Origin of the sequence: Oligella sp. HMSC05A10 (assembly GCF_001808335.1) — a bacterium.
GTDB lineage: Bacteria > Pseudomonadota > Gammaproteobacteria > Burkholderiales > Burkholderiaceae_B > Oligella > Oligella urethralis.
The window spans coordinates 1-21,332 of sequence record NZ_KV792962.1 but is presented as its reverse complement, the minus strand read 5'-3'; the positions used below and the strand labels follow the sequence as shown (position 1 = coordinate 21,332).

Here is a 21,332-nt window from a genome sequence, read left to right as displayed (position 1 = left end):
CTTATAGACTCCAAAGAACACTAGCAAAATAAACGATCGAAGAGACTAACCACATCACAGTGAGTACCTGTAGCGCTAATCTAAGTTTGACACAGGTAATATAGTCCATCCAAATATCACGCACACCAACCCAGGCGTGATAAATCAGAGCAAAAAAGGCTAAGGATGTGGAGATCTTGCCGGCAGGAAAACCGCCAAACCAAGTAAAGGTAAATAGATTTAGCCAAGAGTAATAGTCAACTTTGGTAAAGAGAACTACTAATAAAAACAGAATTGAATACACGGCTAAGATAACCGCCGTCACACGCTGGATAATAAAATCCATCACGCCGTAACGAGCACCTACCGCACGACGTGTATGTCCATATTGTTCATAACGTTCCATTAGAGCACTCCAAACATTTTAATTGCAAAAATACAGGTCAATACTAAGCTGACTATCACCACAAGACGAGCACTCTTATGCGCTTCTGCTTTTTCTAAACCACGACCAAAATCTAAGGTTAAAAAGCGCACGCCAGCACAGAGGTGGTGCATAAAGCCCCATAACAACACTAATAAAATCAGCTTTAATAAAAAGCCACCAAAACCGCTACCCAACTCAGCAAAAGAGCCTGGTGAAGCCACGCTTGCTGCAAATAAAGGCACAAACACAATCGGCAACGCCAAGAACAAGAGCGCACCGCTGACACGATGCAAAATCGAGACCCTAGCAGCGAGCGGCTGCTTAAAGTCAACGGTAATATTCCTTACGCTGACATTGCGGAATTCGCGATAAGGCTTTTTTTGATTTTCAGACATAGTAAATTTACCCCTATCTTAGAAAGAAAATCGTTGAACCATGACAAATGGTATTAGTTAATAAAAATCTGTCCTACTAGTTTAAACTATTTCTGTAAAAGTAATCCTTAGTTAGATACATTCCTTTACGAATTTCTATCGGTTTGTCGCCATAAGTATAAGCGATCCGATTAATCGCTAACAGTGGATAGCCTTCTGGTACCTGCAGTAACTCAGAGACTTTGTCATTGGCAGCAACCGCATAAAGTTGCTCTTCGGCACGAATCATACTCACCCCAAATTCTGACTCAAAGAGCCCATATAAGGGCAAGCGCTTTTGTAAGGTGGCTAGATTAAGCGCTCTAAAACTATCCGCTGGCAAAATAATCTGCTCAAACACCACCGGTTTATCATCAAAGCGCATCACCCGGTCAATTTCAACCACTTCACTACCGGGCGGCAGTTCCAGCAAATCCAACTCAAGCTGATCGGCTTTACGAAAATCACAGGCCAAAAAATCGCTTACAGGCTTTTCTTTTTTCTCTTGACCATGACGACTTGCTAAGCGTAAAAAACGATAACGCACCTCATCCTCATGATGCGTCGCAACGAACGTCCCCTTGCCCTGGCGACGGATTAAGACACTCTCAGCAGATAATTCGTCAATGGCCTTACGGACCGTGCCCTGGCTAACTTGATACAGTGAGGCCAATTCAAGCTCACTCGGAATACTCTCGCCCGGCTTCCACTCCCCTGCTTTCAAGCTCTCTAAAATTAATTCCTTAATTTGCTTATACAGTGGAGAAAAAGCAGCACGTTGCCTAGCCGTAGCGACCGCCTTAGCGGTGCGGGATGATAGGGTCCGCGGACCACGTGGAGCAGCGACCCTCAAACTCTTACGCGAAGGGGGCTTACTGGTAAGATTAGACTGTAATTTACTCATAACTTTAAGAAAGATTTGTTGCCATATTATCGCATTAGTGACAAAGAAAGTCCATTCATCTATCTTATATAAGACATAAGACATAAGTCTACATTGACTCAAGCTAATTATTGATCTAAGCTTAACAAGATTTTTAAACGTTTCATTACATTTTCACATGTAATGCTGGAGTTACTACTATGTCAAAACCTGCTGTACGTGTTGCGGTCACAGGCGCCGCCGGCCAAATCGGCTATGCTCTTTTATTCCGTATTGCCTCGGGTGAAATGCTAGGTAAGGACCAACCGGTTATCCTTCAATTGCTTGAAATTCCCGATGAAAAAGCTCAAAACGCACTCAAAGGCGTGATGATGGAACTAGATGACTGCGCATTCCCGTTATTAGAGGGTATGACTGCTCACAGCGATCCTAAAGAGGCTTTTAAAGATGCACAAATTGCCTTATTAGTAGGTTCTCGCCCGCGCGGCCCAGGCATGGAGCGTGCTGATTTATTACAGATTAATGCCAAGATCTTTATTGAACAAGGTAAAGCACTTAACGAGGTCGCCGATCGCAATGTTAAGGTATTAGTCGTGGGTAACCCTGCCAACACAAATGCCTATATTGCAATGAAGTCTGCACCTGATTTACCGGCCAAAAACTTCACTGCGATGCTACGTCTAGACCATAACCGTGCCTTAACTCAACTAGCGCAAAAATCTGCTAAAGCCGTTAAAGATATCCGTGATTTCGCTGTTTGGGGTAACCACTCTCCAACCATGTACCCTGACTACCGCTTTGCCACAGTTAATGGTGAGAGCTTAAAGGATCTCATTAACGACGAAGAATGGAATAAAAACGAGTTTATTCCTAAGGTTGGTAAGCGCGGTGCGGCGATTATTGAGGCTCGTGGCCTATCTTCAGCCGCCTCTGCCGCTAACGCCGCCATCGATCACATCCGTGACTGGGTCTTAGGCTCTAACGGTCAGTGGGTAACCATGGGTGTACCATCTGACGGTTCTTACGGTATCCCTGAGGGCATTATGTACGGTGTGCCAGTCATCTGTGAAAACGGCGAGTACAAACGCGTTGAGGGTCTAGAAATTGACGAGACTTCACGTGCCTACATGGACAAGACACTTAACGAGCTTCTCGAAGAACGTGATGGTGTGGCTGATCTATTAAAATAATCGCAGTAGATTGTTTTAAATCAATTTAAGCAGCCTTGTTCTGCTTAGTCCCTTTAAAAGCCATCCGTTCTTAATAGCACGGGTGGCTATTATTTTAGATAGAGTAAAGGATATGAGTCAAAAATCTGCAGGTGCAGCTTTTCGTCAAGCCTTAGCTGAAGAAAAGCCATTACAAATTATCGGTGCCATTAACGCTAATCACGCCCTCTTAGCTAAGCGCGCTGGTTTTAAGGCAATCTACTTATCCGGTGGCGGTGTTGCGGCCGGTTCTTTAGGTTTACCTGATTTAGGTATTAACACCTTAGACGATGTTTTAACGGATATTCGTCGTATTACCGATGTGTGCGATACCCCCTTACTGGTTGATATTGATACCGGTTTCGGCCCATCCGCTTTTAATATTGCCCGCACCATTAAAAGCTTAATTAAATTCGGTGCCGCAGCTTGTCATATTGAGGACCAAGCCGATGCGAAGCGTTGTGGTCACCGCCCTAATAAGGAAATCGTTTCTACGGAGGAGATGATCGACCGCGTTAAAGCTGCGGTTGACGCTAAAACCGATCCTGACTTCTATATCATTGCGCGCACCGATGCGATTCAAAGTTTTGGCGTGGAAGCTGCGCTTGAACGTGCTCAAAAATGTGCTGAGGCTGGCGCCGATGCGATTTTCGTTGAAGCTGCGCATGATTTAGAAACCTACAAATTCTTCACCGACAATTTACAAGTACCGGTGTTAGCAAATATCACTGAGTTCGGCGCAACCCCATTATTTACCGTAGAGGAGTTAGCAAGCGTAGACGTAGGCATGGTTCTCTATCCGCTATCTGCTTTCCGCGCCATGAATAAAGCGGCTCAAACAGTGTATGAAGCCATTCGCAAAGACGGCCATCAGAAAAACGTGGTTGATATGATGCAAACTCGGATGGAGCTTTACGAGAGCATTGGTTACTTTGCCTTTGAAGAGTATTTAGATAATCTTTACGCAAAAAAATAATTTTTTAAAAATCATAGGAGGACTTCATGAGTCAAACAGATCAAAGCACAGAAAACAAACCTAAGGGCAAAAAGTCAGTTGCTCTTTCGGGTGTTGCAGCGGGCAATACCGCACTTTGTACCGTAGGCCTTTCTGGTAATGACTTACATTACCGTGGCTATGATATTTTAGACATGGCTGGTGCGTGTGAATTTGAAGAGGTTGCTCACTTATTGATTCACGGCAAATTGCCTAATGTTGCTGAGCTTGCCGCTTATAAAGCAAAGCTAAAAAGACTGCGCGGTTTACCTTTAGCAGTCAAAGAGGTGTTAGAAAGCTTACCAGCAGCCAGCCACCCGATGGATGTGATGCGCACTGCGGTGTCTGTGTTAGGCTGCGCCTTACCTGAAAAAGACGATCACAATGCCGCTGACGCACGTGATATTGCCGATCGTTTGATTGCTTGCTTAGGCTCTGCCCTACTTTACTGGTACCACTTCAGCAATAACGGCGTGGTTATTGATGTCGAGTCTGATGAAGACAGCATTGCCGGTCACTTCTTAGAGTTGTTGCACGGTGAAACCCCTCCCGAAGAGTGGGTTCGCGCTATGCATATTTCCTTAAACCTCTACGCTGAGCACGAGTTTAACGCATCAACCTTTACCAGTCGCGTGATTGCAGGTACGGGTTCTGATATGTACTCTTGTATTTCTGGCGCTATCGGTGCCTTACGTGGTCCTAAGCACGGCGGCGCAAACGAAGTCGCTTTTGAGGTGCAAAAGCGCTACGACAATCCAGATGATGCTGAAGCCGATATCCGTAAACGTCTAGAAAACAAGGAAGTGATCATCGGTTTTGGTCACCCTGTTTACACTGTTTCAGACCCTCGTAATCAAGTCATCAAAGCGGTTGCTAAAGAGCTTTCTGAAAGCGCTAACAACACCAAGATGTATGAAATCGCTGAACGCCTTGAAACCGTGATGTGGGATGCCAAAAAAATGTTCCCTAACTTAGACTGGTTCTCGGCTGTGTCATATCATATGATGGGCGTGCCTACAGCGATGTTTACACCGCTCTTCGTGATTGCGCGTACCGCAGGTTGGGCTGCGCACATTCTTGAGCAACGGGTTGATAACAAGATTATCCGTCCTACTGCAAACTACGTTGGCCCGGAAAACCAAAGCTTCGTCAAGCTTGAGGATCGCTAATTAGCGAATGATTAGAGCGATTAGCTCATAGAGCAATAAAGGCGCCCCACTCGGAGGCGCCTTTGCTATATCAACTACGCATGGCAGACTTACTTCTCGTCCTTAGTTGAACCCTCTAATTGGGGTACTACCGAGTCCTTGCCTGCAACTAATAAACCAGATTTGGTGTAGATACCAAGCTTATTGCGTGTATCAATAATGTCCAAATTACGCATCGTTAATTGACCAATACGATCGAGCGGAGTAAATGCTGCATCCTCAACCTTTTCCATACTTAAGCGATCGGCTTCGTAAGTCAAGTTAGGCGATTCCGTATTTAAGAAAATATAGTTATTACCACGGTGCAACTCTAGGGTCACCTCACCCGTAATCGCTCTAGCCACCCAACGTTGTGCCGTTTCTCTCAGCATCAGGGCTTGCGAATCGAACCAACGTCCTTGATACAATAAACGACCTAAACGTAAGCCATTAATGCGGTATTGCTCAATCGTGTCTTCATTATGAATACCAGTCACTAAACGCTCATAGGCAATATGCAATAAGGCCATGCCCGGAGCCTCATAAATACCGCGCGACTTCGCCTCAATGATACGGTTTTCGATCTGATCGGTCATACCCAAACCGTGACGACCACCAATTTTGTTCGCTTCTAAGAAAAGTGCAACAGGATCGTACTCCTGACCATTAAGCGCTACTGGCACACCCTCTTCAAAGCGAACACGTACCACCTCAGGCTTAATCTCGACTGACTCATCCCAAAAAGCCACGCCCATAATTGGTTTGACGATTTTCAAACTGCTATCCAAGAACTCTAAGTCCTTGGCCTCATGCGTGGCACCAAGCATATTAGAGTCGGTACTGTAAGCCTTTTCAACCGACATTTTGTAATCAAAGCCATTTTCAATCAAAAACTCAGACATTTCCTGACGACCACCCAGCTCATCAATAAACTGTTGGTCTAACCAAGGCTTGTAAATTTTAAGCTTAGGATTAGTAATAAGACCATAGCGGTAAAAACGCTCAATGTCATTGCCCTTATACGTGGAACCGTCACCCCATATATTGACCTCATCCTCTTGCATCGCGGACACGAGCATCGTACCAGTGACAGCACGACCAATAGGGGTGGTATTAAAATAAGGCATACCGCCTGTGGTTACATGAAAAGCACCACTTTGAATCGCTGCAATGCCCTCATAGGCTAGTTGCAGACGGCAATCTACTAAACGCGCTTCAATGGCACCATACTTTTTGGCTTGGCGCGGAATCACCTCATAATCGTCCTCATCCGGCTGACCGAGGTTAGCCGTATATGCGTAGGGCTGTGCGCCTTTTAATTTCATCCACAATAAAGCAGCAGACGTATCTAAACCACCTGAAAAAGCAATCCCGACTTTCTGACCGACAGGTAGCGATTGCAAGATGGTCGCATTTGAATTTGACATAAAGTTGACCCTTTGAAGAAATACACGTTTAAAACAAAGCTTAATTTTAACCGATTTGCCACGACATAAGCGAATAATGGCGTGAGCTTAGTTGTATTATTTGCTAGTTACTAATACGTAGATTTAAATCACTCACCACCTTTTTAATTAAACCGCTCACTGCCTTTGGTCCAGCTCGACTCATTAGCATATACATCGGCAGATACTCTGCTATCACAAAAGGTTTAGCAGGCGTCATTGAAATATGTAGCTGATTTTTCTGCGCCAGAAAATAATCACGTAGCGCTTGGCAGGCTGTACTCAGCTGCTGAATAGCAAACTCATCCAACGCTCCAACACAGGCTTGATAGTGCTTTTCCACCTCCCCACGATGTGAAGAATCATGGGCTAACATGCGCTGATTCAAACCATCGTCCTTAAGATCGAGGCGGAGATAATGCAACTTGGTGGTCATGGTGCTCAATAAAATCAACTCCGGATCGATGGTTGCGACATCTAAGGCAAGTAGTTGCTCTAGCAAAGGGCCAATCCCCTCTGTTTTAAAATCGAACTGACTATCCAGCACCGCCTTTTGCTTGAGCGCCAAATTTCCCGTCAAACTACCATTTGTTTTTTCCATATCATAGCTGAGTCGCAGCTGAATATCGTCTAGCTGTTGATAGCCATAGCGCTGCAAGCCCTTAGTCGCGTTTAACTTTTGCGATAACAACAAATGCACCCCATCCTCGTCGGTGATACCTTTATAAGTCACATCAACGGCGACACGATTAGCTGACACCTGATAGTCATCAAAATCCATTTCTTTAATCAAATACGTCTTCTTTTGAGCGCCCTTGCCACGACTAAAGACCACACCATAAATGGTGGCATCAGCCAACGACTCACCCTGGATACGCTGCCAGCTAAAACTGTCTTGTATACCCATCGAGCTTAAATAGTCGCGCAACTCCTGCTCAACCTTGGCTGAAGCAGATGCCGTGGTACTGATGGTCAAAGCGGCTAAGCCGAAGAACACGGCTTTAGCCCCAGCGAATACGATATTTTTAAACATATTGAACCTTTAAGTCTGTCAGCTGAATCGTGATCAAATCACTCACATCATATAGTGTATAGTGTGAGCATAAAGTCACTAAAAATAAAGATAAGTGCCTAGGTCTTATATAAGACATAAGACTTATGATATACTCAGTAAATAATCAAGTAAAATCAACATTCTAAACTAAAAAGGTGTAATAAAATGTTAGAAGCATATCGTAAGCATGTTGAAGAGCGTGCGGCTTTAGGCATACCTCCTTTAGCCCTTTCTGCCCAACAAACCGCCGATTTAATCGAGTTAATTAAAAACCCACCGGCCGGTGAGGAGCAGTTTTTAGTTGATCTACTGACACACCGCGTACCAGCGGGTGTAGATGACGCTGCCAAAGTCAAGGCTTCTTACCTAGCAGCCCTTGCTTTTGGCGAAGAAAAAACCCCTTTAATTAGCCCTGAAAAAGCCACTGAGCTTTTAGGTACCATGTTAGGTGGTTTCAATATTGCACCATTAGTTGAGCTATTGGATAATGAGCAATTAGCGCCAATCGCTGCCAATGCACTTAAAAACACCTTATTAATGTTCGACGCTTTCCACGATGTACGTGAAAAGGCCGAAGCTGGCAATCAATTTGCCAAAGAGGTATTACAAAGCTGGGCTGATGCTGAGTGGTTTACCAGTCGTCCTGCCGTACCTGAGAGCTTAAAAATCACCGTCTTTAAGGTACCCGGCGAGACCAACACAGACGATTTATCCCCTGCTCCTGATGCAACGACCCGTCCAGATATTCCACTACACGCCTTGGCAATGCTTAAAAACAAGCGCCCTGACGCTTCTTTCGAGCCCGAGGAAGACGGTAAGCGTGGTCCAGTTCAGTTTATTGAGAACCTCAAGGAAAAAGGCAATCTCGTTGCTTATGTAGGTGACGTTGTTGGTACCGGTTCATCTCGTAAATCAGCGACCAACTCCGTCCTATGGTTTACTGGTGAGGACATTCCTTTTGTACCTAACAAGCGCTTCGGCGGCGTCTGTCTTGGCGGCAAAATCGCTCCTATTTTCTATAACACCATGGAGGATGCCGGTGCCCTACCTATCGAATTAGACGTTTCTAAGATGGAAATGGGCGATGAGATCGAATTACGCCCATACGAGGGTAAAGCACTTAAAAACGGCGAGGTAATCGCAGAGTTTAAGGTTAAATCCGATGTCTTATTTGACGAGGTACAGGCCGGCGGTCGTATTCCTTTAATTATTGGTCGTGGTCTTACTGCAAAAGCACGTGAGGCTTTAGGCTTAGCGCCTTCAAATGTGTTCCGCTTACCTGAACAACCGGCTGATACTGGCAAAGGCTTTACCTTAGCGCAAAAGATGGTTGGTCGCGCCTGCGGCTTGCCTGAAGGTCAAGGTATTCGTCCAGGCACCTACTGTGAACCACGCATGACCTCTGTTGGTAGCCAGGATACCACCGGTCCAATGACGCGTGATGAGCTTAAAGACTTAGCATGTTTAGGTTTCTCTGCCGATTTAGTGATGCAGTCATTCTGTCACACCGCGGCTTATCCTAAGCCAGTCGACGTTAAAACTCACCACGAACTACCTGATTTCATCAGTACCCGTGGCGGTATTTCCTTACGTCCAGGTGATGGTGTGATTCACTCTTGGTTAAACCGTATGTTATTGCCTGATACAGTTGGTACGGGTGGTGACTCACACACACGTTTCCCAATCGGCATCAGCTTCCCAGCGGGTTCCGGTCTAGTGGCTTTTGCGGCCGCTACCGGTGTAATGCCTTTAGATATGCCTGAGTCTGTACTCGTGCGCTTCAAGGGTAAAATGCAGCCCGGCGTGACCTTACGTGACCTAGTGAATGCCATCCCATACTACGCCATCAAAGAGGGTTTACTTACGGTGGCTAAACAGGGTAAGAAAAACATCTTCTCCGGCCGTATTTTAGAGATTGAGGGTCTACCTGATCTTAAGGTTGAGCAGGCCTTCGAATTAAGTGATGCCTCCGCTGAGCGTTCTGCCGCAGGTTGTACAGTACGTTTAAATAAAGAGCCTATCATTGAGTACTTGAAGTCTAACATCACCTTATTGAAGTGGATGATCGCTAATGGTTACGAGGATGAGCGCTCATTAGCTCGCCGTATTCGTGCGATGGAGGAGTGGTTACAGAATCCTCAACTGCTAGAGCCAGATGCGGATGCTGAGTACGCTGCCGTGATTGAGATTGACCTCGCTGAAATTCACGAGCCGCTAGTGGCCTGCCCTAACGACCCTGATGATGTTAAAACCTTATCCGATGTGGCGGGTGAGAAAATCGATGAAGTCTTTATCGGTAGCTGCATGACAAATATCGGCCACTTCCGTGCCGCTTCTAAACTACTTGAGAATAAGCGTGACATTCCTGTTCGCTTATGGGTTGCGCCGCCAACCAAGATGGATCAGAAGCAGTTAACTGAAGAGGGTCACTACGGCACCTTCGGTGTGGCGGGTGCACGCATCGAGATGCCGGGTTGCTCACTATGTATGGGTAACCAAGCGCAGGTGCGAGAAGGTGCGACTGTTATGTCTACCAGTACGCGTAACTTCCCTAACCGTCTTGGTAAAAACACCAACGTCTACCTCGGCTCAGCGGAGCTTGCAGCAATCTGCTCACGCCTAGGTAAGATCCCAACGCGCGAAGAGTACCTAGAAAATATCGGTATCATCGACGAAAATAGCGATAAGATCTACCGCTACATGAACTTTAACGAAATCCAAGATTTCCAAGAGGTTGCCGATAGCGTAGAGCTCTAATTAGTCTGAAGTTTGTTAATTAGCATCAAGGGGTTTGGTCGCACGCACTAAACCCCTTTTTTAATGCGCTTACACACCCCGCTTATCCCATGATGGATAGACTGGCTGCAATCAGTCCATCGTTAAAATCATCATCACCATAAGCGCATTTAATTAACAGCAGACTGACGCTAAAAGCGGTATCATTAATTATCGATTATTTTAAATAACTAATTTTTTCGAGACGAGTAATTCAATGACAACAACAACTTCAAATTTTAAGGTAGAGGATAAGTTCTCACAACGCGCTAAAAATCTGACCGGCTCTGTTATTCGCGAGATTTTAAAGGTCACAGAGCGTCCCGATGTGATCTCCTTTGCTGGCGGCTTACCCTCGCCTAAAGGCTTTCCAAAAAAAGAACTACTTGATGCCTTTACTAAGGTGCTCACCGATAATCCCGAGTCCGCTTTACAGTACGGACCGACCGAGGGCTATCGTCCATTACGTGAGTGGATTGCTCAAGACTTTGCTAAACGTGGTGTCAAGGTAGCGACTGAGGAGGTGCTAATTGTTTCTGGCTCACAGCAAGCCTTGGATTTAATCGGCAAATTATTTATTGATGATGATGCTAAAATTTTAGTTGAATCACCCTCTTATTTAGGCGCTTTACAGTCCTTTTCCGTACAAAACCCGCGCTATGGCACAGTCGCCACCGATGAGTACGGCATCATCGCAGAGGATATTACCCCTGAAAAAGCTGCTGATGCACGCTTTATTTATGTGCTGCCCAACTTCCAAAATCCAACCGGTATCACCATGACCTTGGAGCGTCGGCAGGCATTGGTTGAGACATGTGCTAAATACGGCTTACCAATTATTGAGGACGATCCCTACGGTGAGTTGCGCTTTGAAGGTGAGCATCAACCCTCACTACTCGACTTAGGGCGTCAGGCGGGTGCGACCGTGATCCGCATGGGATCCTTTTCCAAAGTGCTCGCACCCGGCTTGCGTATTGGCTTTGTGGTTGCCCCTGTTGAAGTGATTAATAAACTGGTACAGTTAAAGCAGGCCACCGATTTACACACGCAGACGGTCTCACAAATGGCAATTTACGAAGCGGTTAAGGATGGTTTTTTGTATCAGCATCTACCGACCGTGCGTGAACTGTATCGCAAACAATGTGGTTATATGTTAGATGCACTAAGCGAGCACTTCCCTGAAAACTGTACATGGACTAAGCCCACCGGCGGGATGTTTATCTGGGTCAGCCTGCCTGAACAGATTGATACCACAGCCATTTTGCCGCAAGTGGTTGAGCAGTGTAAAGTCGCCTATGTGCCGGGGATGCCATTTTATATTGATCATGATAAAGCCCCTAAAAATAATCTGCGTTTAAGCTTTGTAACCGTTTCAGAGGATAAAATCAGAGACGGTATTAGCAAATTAGGCAGCTTTATCAAGAGTTTGTAATATTCCTAAGCTCAATGTCTTAGGCTCTTTTGCAAACTCTGACGATTGTATTCATAGAAACAAAGGAGTTAGGACATGGTATATAGCAACACCCTAAAACGCCTTGAGCTTCAACAGGCACAAGGCGCCTATTATTCTTTGCCCGAACTAGGCAAGTTACTGGGTGCGGAGGTCAATCGACTACCCCACTCCATCCGTATCGTGCTTGAATCGGTGCTGCGCAATCATGACGGTAAGCGCATCACCGACGCACATGTTAAGCAATTGGCTCATTGGCAGCCGCAGGCTAAACGGCTTGATGAAATCCCCTTTGTAGTGGCCCGCGTCGTACTCCAGGATTTCACAGGTGTGCCACTCTTAGCCGACATTGCCGCCATGCGTGGCGTTGCTCAAAAAAACGGGCATTCCCCTAAGCTTATCGAACCCATGGTACCCGTAGACCTCGTGGTCGACCATTCGGTGATGATTGATTACTTTGGCACCAAGGATGCGCTTGATCTCAATATGAAAGTTGAGTTCGAGCGTAACCGTGAACGGTATGAGTTTATGAAATGGGGGATGCAGGCCTTTGATACCTTTGGCGTGGTGCCGCCGGGCTTTGGGATTGTGCACCAAGTGAATCTTGAGTACCTCGCCCGCGGTGTTTATAAGGACCAAAACGATGTCTACTACCCCGATAGTTTAGTGGGTACTGATAGCCATACCACCATGATTAACGGCATCGGCGTGGTTGCTTGGGGTGTTGGTGGCATTGAGGCGGAAGCGGCAATGCTGGGTCAACCAGTGTATATCCTGACGCCGGATGTGATTGGGGTGGAGCTAAGGGGTGAGCTTAACCCCGGCGTCACTGCAACCGATCTAGTCCTGACCGTGACAAATATGCTGCGCGCTCATAATGTGGTGGGTAAATTCGTTGAGTTTTGTGGTGAGGGCACCGCCAGCTTAAGCGTACCTGACCGGGCCACCATTGCCAATATGGCGCCGGAATATGGTGCAACCCTGGGCTTTTTCCCAGTCGACGAAAAAACCATTGATTACTTCAAAGGCACTGGACGTACTGAGGCGGAGGTTGATGCCCTTAGAGCCTACTTCGCTGCACAAGAAATGTTCGGGGTTCCAGCAGCTGCTGATATTGACTACACCACGCTGTTAACGCTTGACCTCAGCACCATTGTACCTTCTGTGGCTGGCCCTAAGCGCCCTCAGGATTTAATTAAGCTGACTGAGCTTAAGTCTACCTTTGACCATCTATTTTCAATGCCAGCGGCTAAAGGCGGTTTTAACAAAGAGCCCGCGACGCTCACTCAGCCCTACCCGCTAGCGGGCGAAAACGATGCAACCATAAAAAATGGCGATATCTTGATTGCCGCCATCACCTCTTGTACCAACACCTCCAACCCGAGCGTTTTGATTGCGGCAGGCTTAGTGGCCAAAAAAGCAGTTGAACTGGGTCTACGAGTTAACCCAAGGATTAAAACCTCACTGGCACCTGGTTCTCGTGTGGTCACGCGCTATTTAAGCGAAACCGGTTTACTCAGCTATTTAGAGCAACTCGGTTTTGATGTGGCTGCCTATGGTTGTACTACCTGTATTGGTAACGCCGGCGACTTAAGCGTTGAACTAAATCAGGCCATCACTGAGCATGAACTGATCTGTTCGGCCATACTATCGGGTAACCGTAATTTCGAAGCACGTATCCACCCGAATATCAAGGCTAACTTCCTCGCCTCTCCACCATTGGTGGTAGCCTATGCCTTAGCTGGTACCATTCGTTGCGATCTTTACCATGAGCCTATCGGCATTGGAACTAATGGCCCAGTCTACTTAAAAGATATTTGGCCAAGCAATGAAGAGGTGCAAAGCTTAGTCAGTTATGCCATGAACCCTGAGGCTTATCGTGAAAACTATGCCCAGGTTAAAAGTCATCCGGGCAAGCTATGGGATAACATCAAGGGGGTGAGCGGTGATGTGTATAACTGGCCTGAATCCACCTATATTGCCGAGCCACCCTTTTTCGATAACTTCTCCATGACGCCAGCGCCCATGCCGAGCATCAAAGGAGCGCGAGCTTTAGGTATCTTTGGTGATTCAGTGACAACCGATCATATTTCACCTGCGGGCGCTATTGCCGAGTCCTCACCAGCAGGTCTCTGGCTTAAGGAACATCACGTCCAAAAGCCCGACTTTAACAGTTACGGCTCACGCCGCGGCAACCATGAAATTATGATGCGCGGCACCTTTGCTAACGTCCGCATCAAAAACTTGATGATTCCGCCGCTAGCTAACGGTACGCTTTATGAGGGTGGGGATACCATTCATAAACCAAGTGGCGCACAAATGCCTATTTATAACGCCGCCATGCGCTACCTATCGGATGGGGTGCCTACGGTGATCTTCGGCGGCAAGGAATATGGTACGGGCTCCTCCCGTGACTGGGCTGCCAAGGGTACCTACCTACTCGGCGTTAAGGCCGTGATAACCCGCAGCTATGAGCGTATTCACCGCAGCAACCTCGTGGGTATGGGCGTATTACCACTACAATTCCAAGGCGAAGACTCTGTTGAGAGTCTAGGCATCACCGGTAATGAACGCTATGATATTAGCGGCTTGGAAAATGGCATTAAACCACAGCAGGAGGTCACTCTAACGATTCACCGTGAGGACGGTAGCTCGCAGGATGTGAACTTACTCCTTCGAATTGATACGCCAATCGAGGTTGAGTACTACGAGCATGGCGGTATTTTGCCATATGTACTACGCAATTTATTGGCTTAAGCCAATAGCGCTTAGCGCTGCATAGTAGTTAATCATAGGGCCTCGATCTCAGGATAGTTCGAGGCCCTACACCTTGTTCTGGAAGATTGTGAATTTAAAAACTAGCACCATTGATATTTTTTGTCGTGTGATTGATAACTTCGGTGATATCGGCGTTTGTTGGCGTTTGGCTCAAAGTTTTCCGACAAGCTCTCAGATCCGACTATGGGTTGATGATTTAAAGAGTTTTAATAAAATCGAACCGGAGCTTAACCCTAAACTCGCGCAACAATTCCTGAAAACGATAGAAATCAGACATTGGCATCCACACATTGATTGCTGGCAAGCGGCCGATCTAGTGATTGAAGCCTTTGCCTGTGACTTACCCACCAGCTACCAAGAGGCGATGAAAGGCAAGACCCGTTGCTGGTTAAATCTGGAGTATTTAAGTGCGGAGCCCTGGGTTGAAGGCTACCACCTACAACCCTCAATCCAGCCCAATGGGGTACCTAAATACTTTTTCTTTCCGGGCTTTAGCAAAAAAACTGGCGGTCTTTTACGCTTACAGCAAGCTCTTAAGGACAGCGCTGCCGCTTTTTTAAACACGCTGCTATCCCCTGCTGGCGCTGACTACTATGAAGAAAAAAAACCACTGCTAATTAATCTCTTTTGCTACCCGCATGCACCGCTGGAAGCGCTACTAAGGGCGCTAACTAATACACCGGAGGTGATGATCATCGTTGCAGAGTCGGTGGCACCGCAATTGGAGATATTAGCCAAGCGCTTAAACTCCCAGGCCCATATTGAGCGAATTGATTTTATCGTGCAGCGTGATTATGAACAGCTGCTACAAGTGGCGGATATCAACCTCATCCGCGGTGAAGACAGCTTTGTACAAGCTCATTGGGCTGCAAAACCGATGCTGTGGCATATTTATCCACAAGCTGAAGCTCATCATATGGTGAAACTGGAGGCTTGGTTGGACACGATACAGGCGCCGGAATGGCTGCGACAATTACATCGCTTGTGGAATCAAAACGTAGCACCAGAGGCACTTATCCAGCAATTGCAAGGCCATGCCTTTGATAACTCAGCGCGACTTGTTTGGCAAGACTTTCAAGCAGCCCTAAGTAAGCGTTTGAGCTTATTACCCGACTTGTCACAGCAAATTTTGAATTTTTATGAAGACTGCGCTAAAAAAAGCTAAAATATAGGGTGAACTTTATAACCATCTATACACCAGGTGTGATTTGTGGCGGCACACAGACTGCCGTGATTAGCTCACACTTAGCTATCCAATCGGAGATTTTTTACAATGAAAAACGCACAGGATTTGCGCGTCGGTAACGTTGCCATGGTTGACGGCCAACCACTCGTCGTACAAAAAACAGAATATAACAAATCAGGCCGTAACGCTGCCGTTGTTAAGTTCAGATTCAAAAACCTCTTAACCGGCTCAGCCAGTGAGGCGGTTTACAAAGCAGATGAAAAGTTTGAAGTAGTCATGCTGGATAAGAAGGAATGTACTTACTCTTATTATGCTGACCCGATGTACGTCTTTATGGACGAAGAGTACAATCAATACGAAGTTGAGCAAGAGAGCATGGGTGATGCCATTCAGGTACTTGAAGAAGGCATGGAAGTTGAAGTGATTTTCTACGAAGAGCGCCCTATTTCTGTTGAGCTACCAACCACCATTGTTCGTGAGATCGTATACACCGAGCCTGCGGTCAAGGGCGATACCTCCGGTAAAGTGATGAAGCCTGCGCGCATCAACGATCAGTTTGAGATCTCGGTACCTGCTTTCTGCAATATCGGCGACAAAATCGAAATCGACACACGCACTTGGGAATACCGCAGTCGCGTGTAATTAACCTATAGGATTTCTCCATGAGCCTTATTAATATTCTTCAAAACATTGTCGGTGATATCAGCAGCAACCCTTCTGGCAAGCAGCGTTCAAGCAGTCAGGGTGCTTTAGGTGGTATCGCCGATAGTATTCTCGGTCAGCTTAAGGACGGCATTGGTCGTAGTGATAAAGCGAGCACTGGTCGTGCTGATGATACTGGTCTTTTTTCTAAAAACGATCAAATCGCACTCGGTGCAGGAGCCTTAGCTGTTTTGCTCGGTCGTCGCAACAACAGCAATATGTCAAAACTCGGCGGTTTAGCGGCCTTAGGCACCGTGGCATTTCGTGCCTATCAGCGTTGGCAACAACAGCAACAAGGTGTGCTTAAAGTAGCAGATGCTGGACCTTGGTTTGCTAATACCCCCGAAGGTCAGGATATTACTGAACTTGACCAACAAACACAGGATCAAAGCAGCCGCGCCTTAATTGCTGCCATTATCCTAGCTGCCCGTGCGGACGGTCAGATTGACCCAGCCGAGCAGGAGCTGATTGAACAACAGACTCAGGGTGTCAGTACAGCCGACGAAAAGGCCTGGATTAGCAGTTTACTCAACACAGCTGTGGATCCTAAGGAAGTAGCTCAGTACGTTGACTCCCCGGCCATTGCCAGTCAGGTATATGCCTTAAGCCTTGCGGTGATTAATGAGCCTAATTTTATGGAACGTAGTTACTTAGACGAATTAGCTCGTCAATTAAGTATCACGGAGGATCTAAAGGCTGAGCTTGAGCGTGAGTTAAAACAGCAGACGGCCTAATGCCATCAGCACTGAGCGTGTGTTTTGTTTGATACATACGCGCATTTGCCAAAAAATAACCCCCAAGAATGGGGGTTATTTTTTGCCTCAATCACACAATCGCTAGCTAAGCACCAAGGCCACGCGCAATAATCAGGCGCTGAATCTCACTCGTGCCCTCATAGATCTGCGTGATACGCGCATCACGGTAGTATTTTTGAACTAAATAATCAGATAAATAGCCATAACCACCATGAATCTGTATCGCTTCGCTACATACCTTTTCTGCGATTTCAGAAGCGTAAAGCTTGGCCTGCGAAGCCTCCGATAAACAAGGTAGATTTTGCGACTTCATGCTGGCCGCATGCAAGGTTAATAGACGTGCTGCATTAACCATGGTCGCCATATTTGCCAATTTATCGGCAATGCTTGGGTGCTGCGTCAAGGGTTTACCAAATTGCTCGCGCTCATTGGCGTATTGGACTGCGGCATCTAAAGCGGCACGCGCAATCCCTACAGCTTGCGCTGCAATACCGATACGGCCATTTTCCAAATTCGATAGCGCAATCGCAAGCCCTCTACCCTCTTCGCCTAAGATCATATCAGCCGATAATTCACAATTATCCAAGCTCACAGCGCAGGTATCAGAGGCCTTGATGCCGAGTTTATCCTCAACTCGCGTTACCTGATAGCCAGGATTGTCCGTCGGCACAATAAAAGCACTAATGCCGCGCTTACCCTGAGACGGGTCAGTCACGGCAAAAACATTAGCCACACCGGCACGCTTACCATTCGTCACAAACTGCTTGCTACCGTTTAAGACCCATTTATCACCCACCCGCTCGGCACGGGTTTTAAGATTATGCGCTTCAGATCCCGCCTGTGGCTCGGTTAGGCAAAAAGCACCAATAATCTCACCAGTGCACATACGCGGTAGCCATTCACGCTTTTGCTCCTCACTGCCGCTATTTAAAATGGTGCCACAACCGACCGAGCTGTGTACACTCATCATCGTCGCCATGGCCGCATCGGCAGCAGCAATCTCCTCTATCACCAAGGCATAAGCAATGTAATCACTGTAGGTGCCGCCGTACTCTTCGGGTACAACCATGCCCAAAAAGCCTAACTCACCCATTTGCTGAATAACATCATCACCTAACCAATGCGCCTCTTCCCACGCTAGTGCCTTAGGCGCAATTTCATTTTGAGCAAAATCGCGCGCCATATCGCGCATCATGATATGGTCTTCGCTTAACGTTGTATTAAACATTATCCACCCTTATTTACTCTGAATATGCTTTATGATTGAAGAAAAATCGCTGCGACCATTACCCGCTTCGCTCGATTCCTTATACAGGGCATGCGCTAAACTACCCATCGGTACGGCACTCTCACTTTGAGCAGCCGCCTCTAGGGCCAGACCCATATCTTTTAGCATCAGATCCGTAAAAAAGCCCCCCTGATAATCACGGCCTGCCGGTGCGGTTTCAATCACACCCGGCCATGGATTATTCACTTCAGAACTCCAGCAACGTCCTGAGGAAGTATTAATAATACCGGCCAAGATCTTTGGATCCATCCCGAGCTTAACACCCAAATTCATGGCTTCAGCCACACCAATCATACTAATGCCAAGAAGCATATTATTGGCTACTTTAGCCACCTGACCATTGCCATGCTCGCCGCAATAAACAATATTTTTACCCATAGCTTCTAAAATTGGCTTTGCCTTGGCAAAACCCGCTTCGCTACCACCGACCATAAAGGTTAAAGTAGCATTTTGAGCTCCAACGGTACCGCCAGAAACTGGCGCATCAAGCATAATCACACCCTTGGCCTCAGCCACCTCGGCTACTTCACGTGCACTACCCGGATCAATAGTGGAGGAGTCGATTAATATCGTACCTGGCTTACTCGCCGCAATAATACCGCTAGCCCCATCGTCACCAAGATAAACTGACTTAACATGCGCAGCCGCCGGTAACATGGTGACAATCACATCCTGCCCTGCTTCAGCTAAGGCCACCGGTGAGTTGGCAACGGAAATCTGTGCCTTTTCCTGTAAGTGCGCAATCGCCTCTGCAGATAAATCAAAGACGGTGAGCTCGTGACCTGCTTTCGCAAGATTTAAGGCCATAGGACCGCCCATATTACCAAGGCCGATAAAACCGATACGCATCATAGTCTCCCAAATAATCGCTTTTATTGTTTAATAATGAATAACTTTATCCTCTAAACATACTCCTATCATTGTTAAATAATCGTCATTTTGATGACTTTTAAGGGTTTACCCGTGGAAAAATATTGCGCTTCAACATAGCCTGAGTCCACCGACGTAGGATGTGTTTTTTTATAGACTTTTAAACCAAAATCCCTTAGAAGTACTGACTTTTAAGGTAATATTAACTGTTTCTTCAACCTTTTTTATTATTAAAAATGTCCCTAATCGTACAAAAATTCGGCGGTACTTCGATGGGCTCCATCGAACGCATTCAAAATGTGGCTAAACGCGTTGCCAAGTGGCATAGAGCCGGACACCAAGTGGTCGTGGTGCCCTCCGCCATGGCTGGTGAGACTAATCGTCTTTTAGGTTTAGCGGCCGAGCTGTCCGATATGCCTAATCCGCGTGAGTTGGATATGTTGGCCGCTACCGGTGAGCAAGCTAGTAGTGCGCTGTTAGCACTGGCATTACAAGCTCAAGGCGTAGATGCCCGCAGCTACACTGGCTGGCAAGTACCGGTTAAAACCGACAGTGCATACACTAAAGCACGTATCAAGGAGATTGACGGTCAGCGTATTCTCAATGACTTAAATGCCGGCAAGGTCGTGATCGTCACGGGCTTCCAAGGCATTGACCCAGAAGGCCATATTACGACCCTCGGTCGTGGTGGTTCAGACACATCTGCCGTTGCGATTGCGGCTGCCATCAAAGCCGACCAATGCCTAATTTTTACCGATGTAGATGGCGTTTACACCACGGACCCACGGGTAGTACCAGAAGCGCGTCGTATGAATGTGATTTCTTTTGAAGAAATGCTGGAGATGGCCTCTTTAGGTTCAAAAGTCTTACAAATTCGCGCCGTAGAGTTTGCCGGTAAGTATAAAGTACCACTATGCGTTTTATCATCATTAACTGATCCTGAGATTCCCGTTGAAGAGGAGATTGTTTCAGGCACCCTAATTACTATTGAGGAAGATCCAAGTATGGAAGCTGCTGTTGTTTCTGGTATTGCCTTTAGTCGCGACGAGGCTAAAATCACTATCTTAGGGGTGCCTGATCGTCCAGGTATCGCCTCCGGCATTCTCAGCCCCATTGCTGATGCTAATATCGACGTCGATATGATTATTCAAAACCAATCAGTTGACGGCACCACCGACTTCTCCTTTACCGTTAATCGCAGCGGCTTTAAACAAGCGATTAAGGTGATTAACGAGGTGGTATTAAAAAATGTCAATGCGCGTGAAGTCATCACCGATGATAAGGTTTGTAAAGTATCCATCGTTGGTATCGGCATGCATTCTCACGCCGGTGTAGCCAGTAAAATGTTTAGCACCCTAGCAGAAGAAGGGGTTAATATCCAAATGATCAGCACCAGTGAAATTAAAACCTCTGTGCTGATTGAGGATAAATATATGGAACTGGCCGTGCGTGCTTTGCATAAAGTCTTCGGTTTAGACCAAGAAACAACAGACGAAGAATAATTTTCAAGCTAAACCAGCAAAATACTGGCAAAACTGAAAATTAAACTATATAATTATAAATTCTTTGGGAACGTGACCGAGAGGCTGAAGGTACTTCCCTGCTAAGGAAGCATACGGGCTTAAACCTGTATCGAGGGTTCGAATCCCTCCGTTCCCGCCAAAGATGAAACGCTAGAGTTATTAAGAGACTCTAGTAGCGATAGAAAACCCCGATAACTTATTGTTATATCGGGGTTTTTTTGTTTCTCTAGGTCTTATGTGTTGACTTAATGAGACTAAGTTTCAATTTTGATGATGGTAAATATGATGGTACATTTGATTTAACTTCAACTAAGACAGCTTTTTACCATCATGCTACTTACTGACGAAATAATTAAATCCTCTCTTCCGAAAGAGAAAAGCTACTCTCTATGTCAGGATAGTTGTCACCCTCTAA

At 46.5% G+C, this 21,332-nt stretch carries 17 protein-coding genes and 1 tRNA gene; 11 read left to right on the top strand and 7 right to left on the bottom strand.

What is annotated here, in order from left to right:
- Position 1: 1 nt before the first annotated feature.
- The 3 genes from sdhD to HMPREF3144_RS11070 all read right to left on the bottom strand — a co-directional run bounded on the left by sdhD (position 2) and on the right by HMPREF3144_RS11070 (position 1,723).
- Entirely contained in the window at positions 2–385 is a 384-nt protein-coding gene (sdhD, locus tag HMPREF3144_RS11080) for a succinate dehydrogenase, hydrophobic membrane anchor protein (RefSeq protein WP_070477915.1), read from the bottom strand.
- A complete protein-coding gene (gene sdhC / locus HMPREF3144_RS11075) occupies positions 385–801 on the bottom strand; it encodes a succinate dehydrogenase, cytochrome b556 subunit (RefSeq protein ID WP_018025790.1) in 417 nt (138 codons plus the stop codon). Before sdhC ends, sdhD begins: the two co-directional genes overlap by 1 nt.
- 76 nt (positions 802–877) lie before the next feature.
- Positions 878–1,723 (bottom strand): GntR family transcriptional regulator, encoded by an 846-nt coding sequence (locus HMPREF3144_RS11070; RefSeq protein WP_018025789.1) that lies wholly within the window; start codon positions 1,721–1,723, stop codon positions 878–880.
- A gap of 179 nt (positions 1,724–1,902) precedes the next feature.
- On the opposite strand from HMPREF3144_RS11070, the gene HMPREF3144_RS11065 reads away from it, so the two are divergent.
- The 3 genes from HMPREF3144_RS11065 (at position 1,903) to prpC (ending at position 5,073) form a co-directional block, all read left to right on the top strand.
- Positions 1,903–2,892, top strand: a complete 990-nt coding sequence (locus HMPREF3144_RS11065) for a malate dehydrogenase (RefSeq protein ID WP_070477913.1) — start codon at positions 1,903–1,905, stop codon at positions 2,890–2,892.
- 112 nt (positions 2,893–3,004) lie between these two features.
- Positions 3,005–3,886: a methylisocitrate lyase gene (gene prpB / locus HMPREF3144_RS11060; protein ID WP_070477907.1), complete on the top strand. Its 882-nt coding sequence runs from the start codon at positions 3,005–3,007 to the stop codon at positions 3,884–3,886.
- 26 nt (positions 3,887–3,912) lie between these two features.
- Complete coding sequence (prpC, locus tag HMPREF3144_RS11055) at positions 3,913–5,073, top strand: bifunctional 2-methylcitrate synthase/citrate synthase (RefSeq protein WP_070477905.1); 1,161 nt, start codon at positions 3,913–3,915, stop codon at positions 5,071–5,073.
- 89 nt (positions 5,074–5,162) lie between these two features.
- Here prpC and argG read toward each other — a convergent pair whose 3' ends face one another.
- Both argG and HMPREF3144_RS11045 read right to left on the bottom strand, forming a co-directional pair.
- Positions 5,163–6,518, bottom strand: a complete 1,356-nt coding sequence (gene argG, locus HMPREF3144_RS11050; RefSeq protein WP_018025785.1) for an argininosuccinate synthase — start codon at positions 6,516–6,518, stop codon at positions 5,163–5,165.
- 103 nt (positions 6,519–6,621) lie between these two features.
- Entirely contained in the window at positions 6,622–7,569 is a 948-nt protein-coding gene (locus tag HMPREF3144_RS11045; RefSeq protein ID WP_070477903.1) for a hypothetical protein, read from the bottom strand.
- 186 nt (positions 7,570–7,755) lie between these two features.
- On the opposite strand from HMPREF3144_RS11045, the gene acnB reads away from it, so the two are divergent.
- From acnB to HMPREF3144_RS11015, 6 genes are all read left to right on the top strand, one after another.
- Complete coding sequence (gene acnB, locus HMPREF3144_RS11040; RefSeq protein ID WP_070477901.1) at positions 7,756–10,347, top strand: bifunctional aconitate hydratase 2/2-methylisocitrate dehydratase; 2,592 nt, start codon at positions 7,756–7,758, stop codon at positions 10,345–10,347.
- A gap of 235 nt (positions 10,348–10,582) precedes the next feature.
- Positions 10,583–11,797, top strand: a complete 1,215-nt coding sequence (locus HMPREF3144_RS11035; protein WP_070477899.1) for an aminotransferase-like domain-containing protein — start codon at positions 10,583–10,585, stop codon at positions 11,795–11,797.
- Positions 11,798–11,872: 75 nt separating this feature from the next.
- The gene (gene acnA, locus HMPREF3144_RS11030; RefSeq protein WP_070477897.1) at positions 11,873–14,572 is read left to right on the top strand and encodes an aconitate hydratase AcnA; all 2,700 of its coding nucleotides are present in this window, start codon (positions 11,873–11,875) and stop codon (positions 14,570–14,572) included.
- 88 nt (positions 14,573–14,660) lie between these two features.
- Complete coding sequence (earP, locus tag HMPREF3144_RS11025) at positions 14,661–15,758, top strand: elongation factor P maturation arginine rhamnosyltransferase EarP (protein ID WP_070477895.1); 1,098 nt, start codon at positions 14,661–14,663, stop codon at positions 15,756–15,758.
- A gap of 108 nt (positions 15,759–15,866) precedes the next feature.
- A complete protein-coding gene (gene efp / locus HMPREF3144_RS11020) occupies positions 15,867–16,421 on the top strand; it encodes an elongation factor P (protein WP_048768918.1) in 555 nt (184 codons plus the stop codon).
- 20 nt (positions 16,422–16,441) lie between these two features.
- Positions 16,442–17,215, top strand: coding sequence for a tellurite resistance TerB family protein (locus HMPREF3144_RS11015; protein ID WP_070477893.1), 774 nt, complete (start codon positions 16,442–16,444; stop codon positions 17,213–17,215).
- A gap of 106 nt (positions 17,216–17,321) precedes the next feature.
- Here the strand turns inward: HMPREF3144_RS11015 and HMPREF3144_RS11010 are convergent, their stop codons facing one another.
- Both HMPREF3144_RS11010 and mmsB read right to left on the bottom strand, forming a co-directional pair.
- Positions 17,322–18,464 (bottom strand): acyl-CoA dehydrogenase family protein, encoded by a 1,143-nt coding sequence (locus tag HMPREF3144_RS11010; RefSeq protein WP_018025777.1) that lies wholly within the window; start codon positions 18,462–18,464, stop codon positions 17,322–17,324.
- A gap of 9 nt (positions 18,465–18,473) precedes the next feature.
- Complete coding sequence (mmsB, locus tag HMPREF3144_RS11005) at positions 18,474–19,373, bottom strand: 3-hydroxyisobutyrate dehydrogenase (RefSeq protein WP_036559913.1); 900 nt, start codon at positions 19,371–19,373, stop codon at positions 18,474–18,476.
- Between the two features lie 257 nt (positions 19,374–19,630).
- Between mmsB and HMPREF3144_RS11000 the strand changes: the two genes are divergently transcribed.
- A complete protein-coding gene (locus HMPREF3144_RS11000) occupies positions 19,631–20,896 on the top strand; it encodes an aspartate kinase (protein WP_070477891.1) in 1,266 nt (421 codons plus the stop codon).
- 66 nt (positions 20,897–20,962) lie between these two features.
- Positions 20,963–21,056, top strand: a tRNA-Ser gene (locus HMPREF3144_RS10995).
- Positions 21,057–21,332: the final 276 nt, after the last annotated feature.

Excerpts from the sequence above, each read along its gene's own strand:
- HMPREF3144_RS11010 (WP_018025777.1), bottom strand. The coding sequence starts at position 18,464 with ATGTTTAATACAACGTTAAGCGAAGACCATATCATGATGCGCGATATG.
- HMPREF3144_RS11000 (WP_070477891.1), top strand. The coding sequence starts at position 19,631 with ATGTCCCTAATCGTACAAAAATTCGGCGGTACTTCGATGGGCTCCATC.
- acnB (WP_070477901.1), top strand. The coding sequence starts at position 7,756 with ATGTTAGAAGCATATCGTAAGCATGTTGAAGAGCGTGCGGCTTTAGGC.
- HMPREF3144_RS11065 (WP_070477913.1), top strand. The coding sequence starts at position 1,903 with ATGTCAAAACCTGCTGTACGTGTTGCGGTCACAGGCGCCGCCGGCCAA.
- HMPREF3144_RS11070 (WP_018025789.1), bottom strand. The coding sequence starts at position 1,723 with ATGAGTAAATTACAGTCTAATCTTACCAGTAAGCCCCCTTCGCGTAAG.
- sdhC (WP_018025790.1), bottom strand. The coding sequence starts at position 801 with ATGTCTGAAAATCAAAAAAAGCCTTATCGCGAATTCCGCAATGTCAGC.
- HMPREF3144_RS11035 (WP_070477899.1), top strand. The coding sequence starts at position 10,583 with ATGACAACAACAACTTCAAATTTTAAGGTAGAGGATAAGTTCTCACAA.
- prpC (WP_070477905.1), top strand. The coding sequence starts at position 3,913 with ATGAGTCAAACAGATCAAAGCACAGAAAACAAACCTAAGGGCAAAAAG.
- HMPREF3144_RS11015 (WP_070477893.1), top strand. The coding sequence starts at position 16,442 with ATGAGCCTTATTAATATTCTTCAAAACATTGTCGGTGATATCAGCAGC.
- argG (WP_018025785.1), bottom strand. The coding sequence starts at position 6,518 with ATGTCAAATTCAAATGCGACCATCTTGCAATCGCTACCTGTCGGTCAG.
- sdhD (WP_070477915.1), bottom strand. The coding sequence starts at position 385 with ATGGAACGTTATGAACAATATGGACATACACGTCGTGCGGTAGGTGCT.
- HMPREF3144_RS11045 (WP_070477903.1), bottom strand. The coding sequence starts at position 7,569 with ATGTTTAAAAATATCGTATTCGCTGGGGCTAAAGCCGTGTTCTTCGGC.
- mmsB (WP_036559913.1), bottom strand. The coding sequence starts at position 19,373 with ATGCGTATCGGTTTTATCGGCCTTGGTAATATGGGCGGTCCTATGGCC.
- prpB (WP_070477907.1), top strand. The coding sequence starts at position 3,005 with ATGAGTCAAAAATCTGCAGGTGCAGCTTTTCGTCAAGCCTTAGCTGAA.
- acnA (WP_070477897.1), top strand. The coding sequence starts at position 11,873 with ATGGTATATAGCAACACCCTAAAACGCCTTGAGCTTCAACAGGCACAA.
- efp (WP_048768918.1), top strand. The coding sequence starts at position 15,867 with ATGAAAAACGCACAGGATTTGCGCGTCGGTAACGTTGCCATGGTTGAC.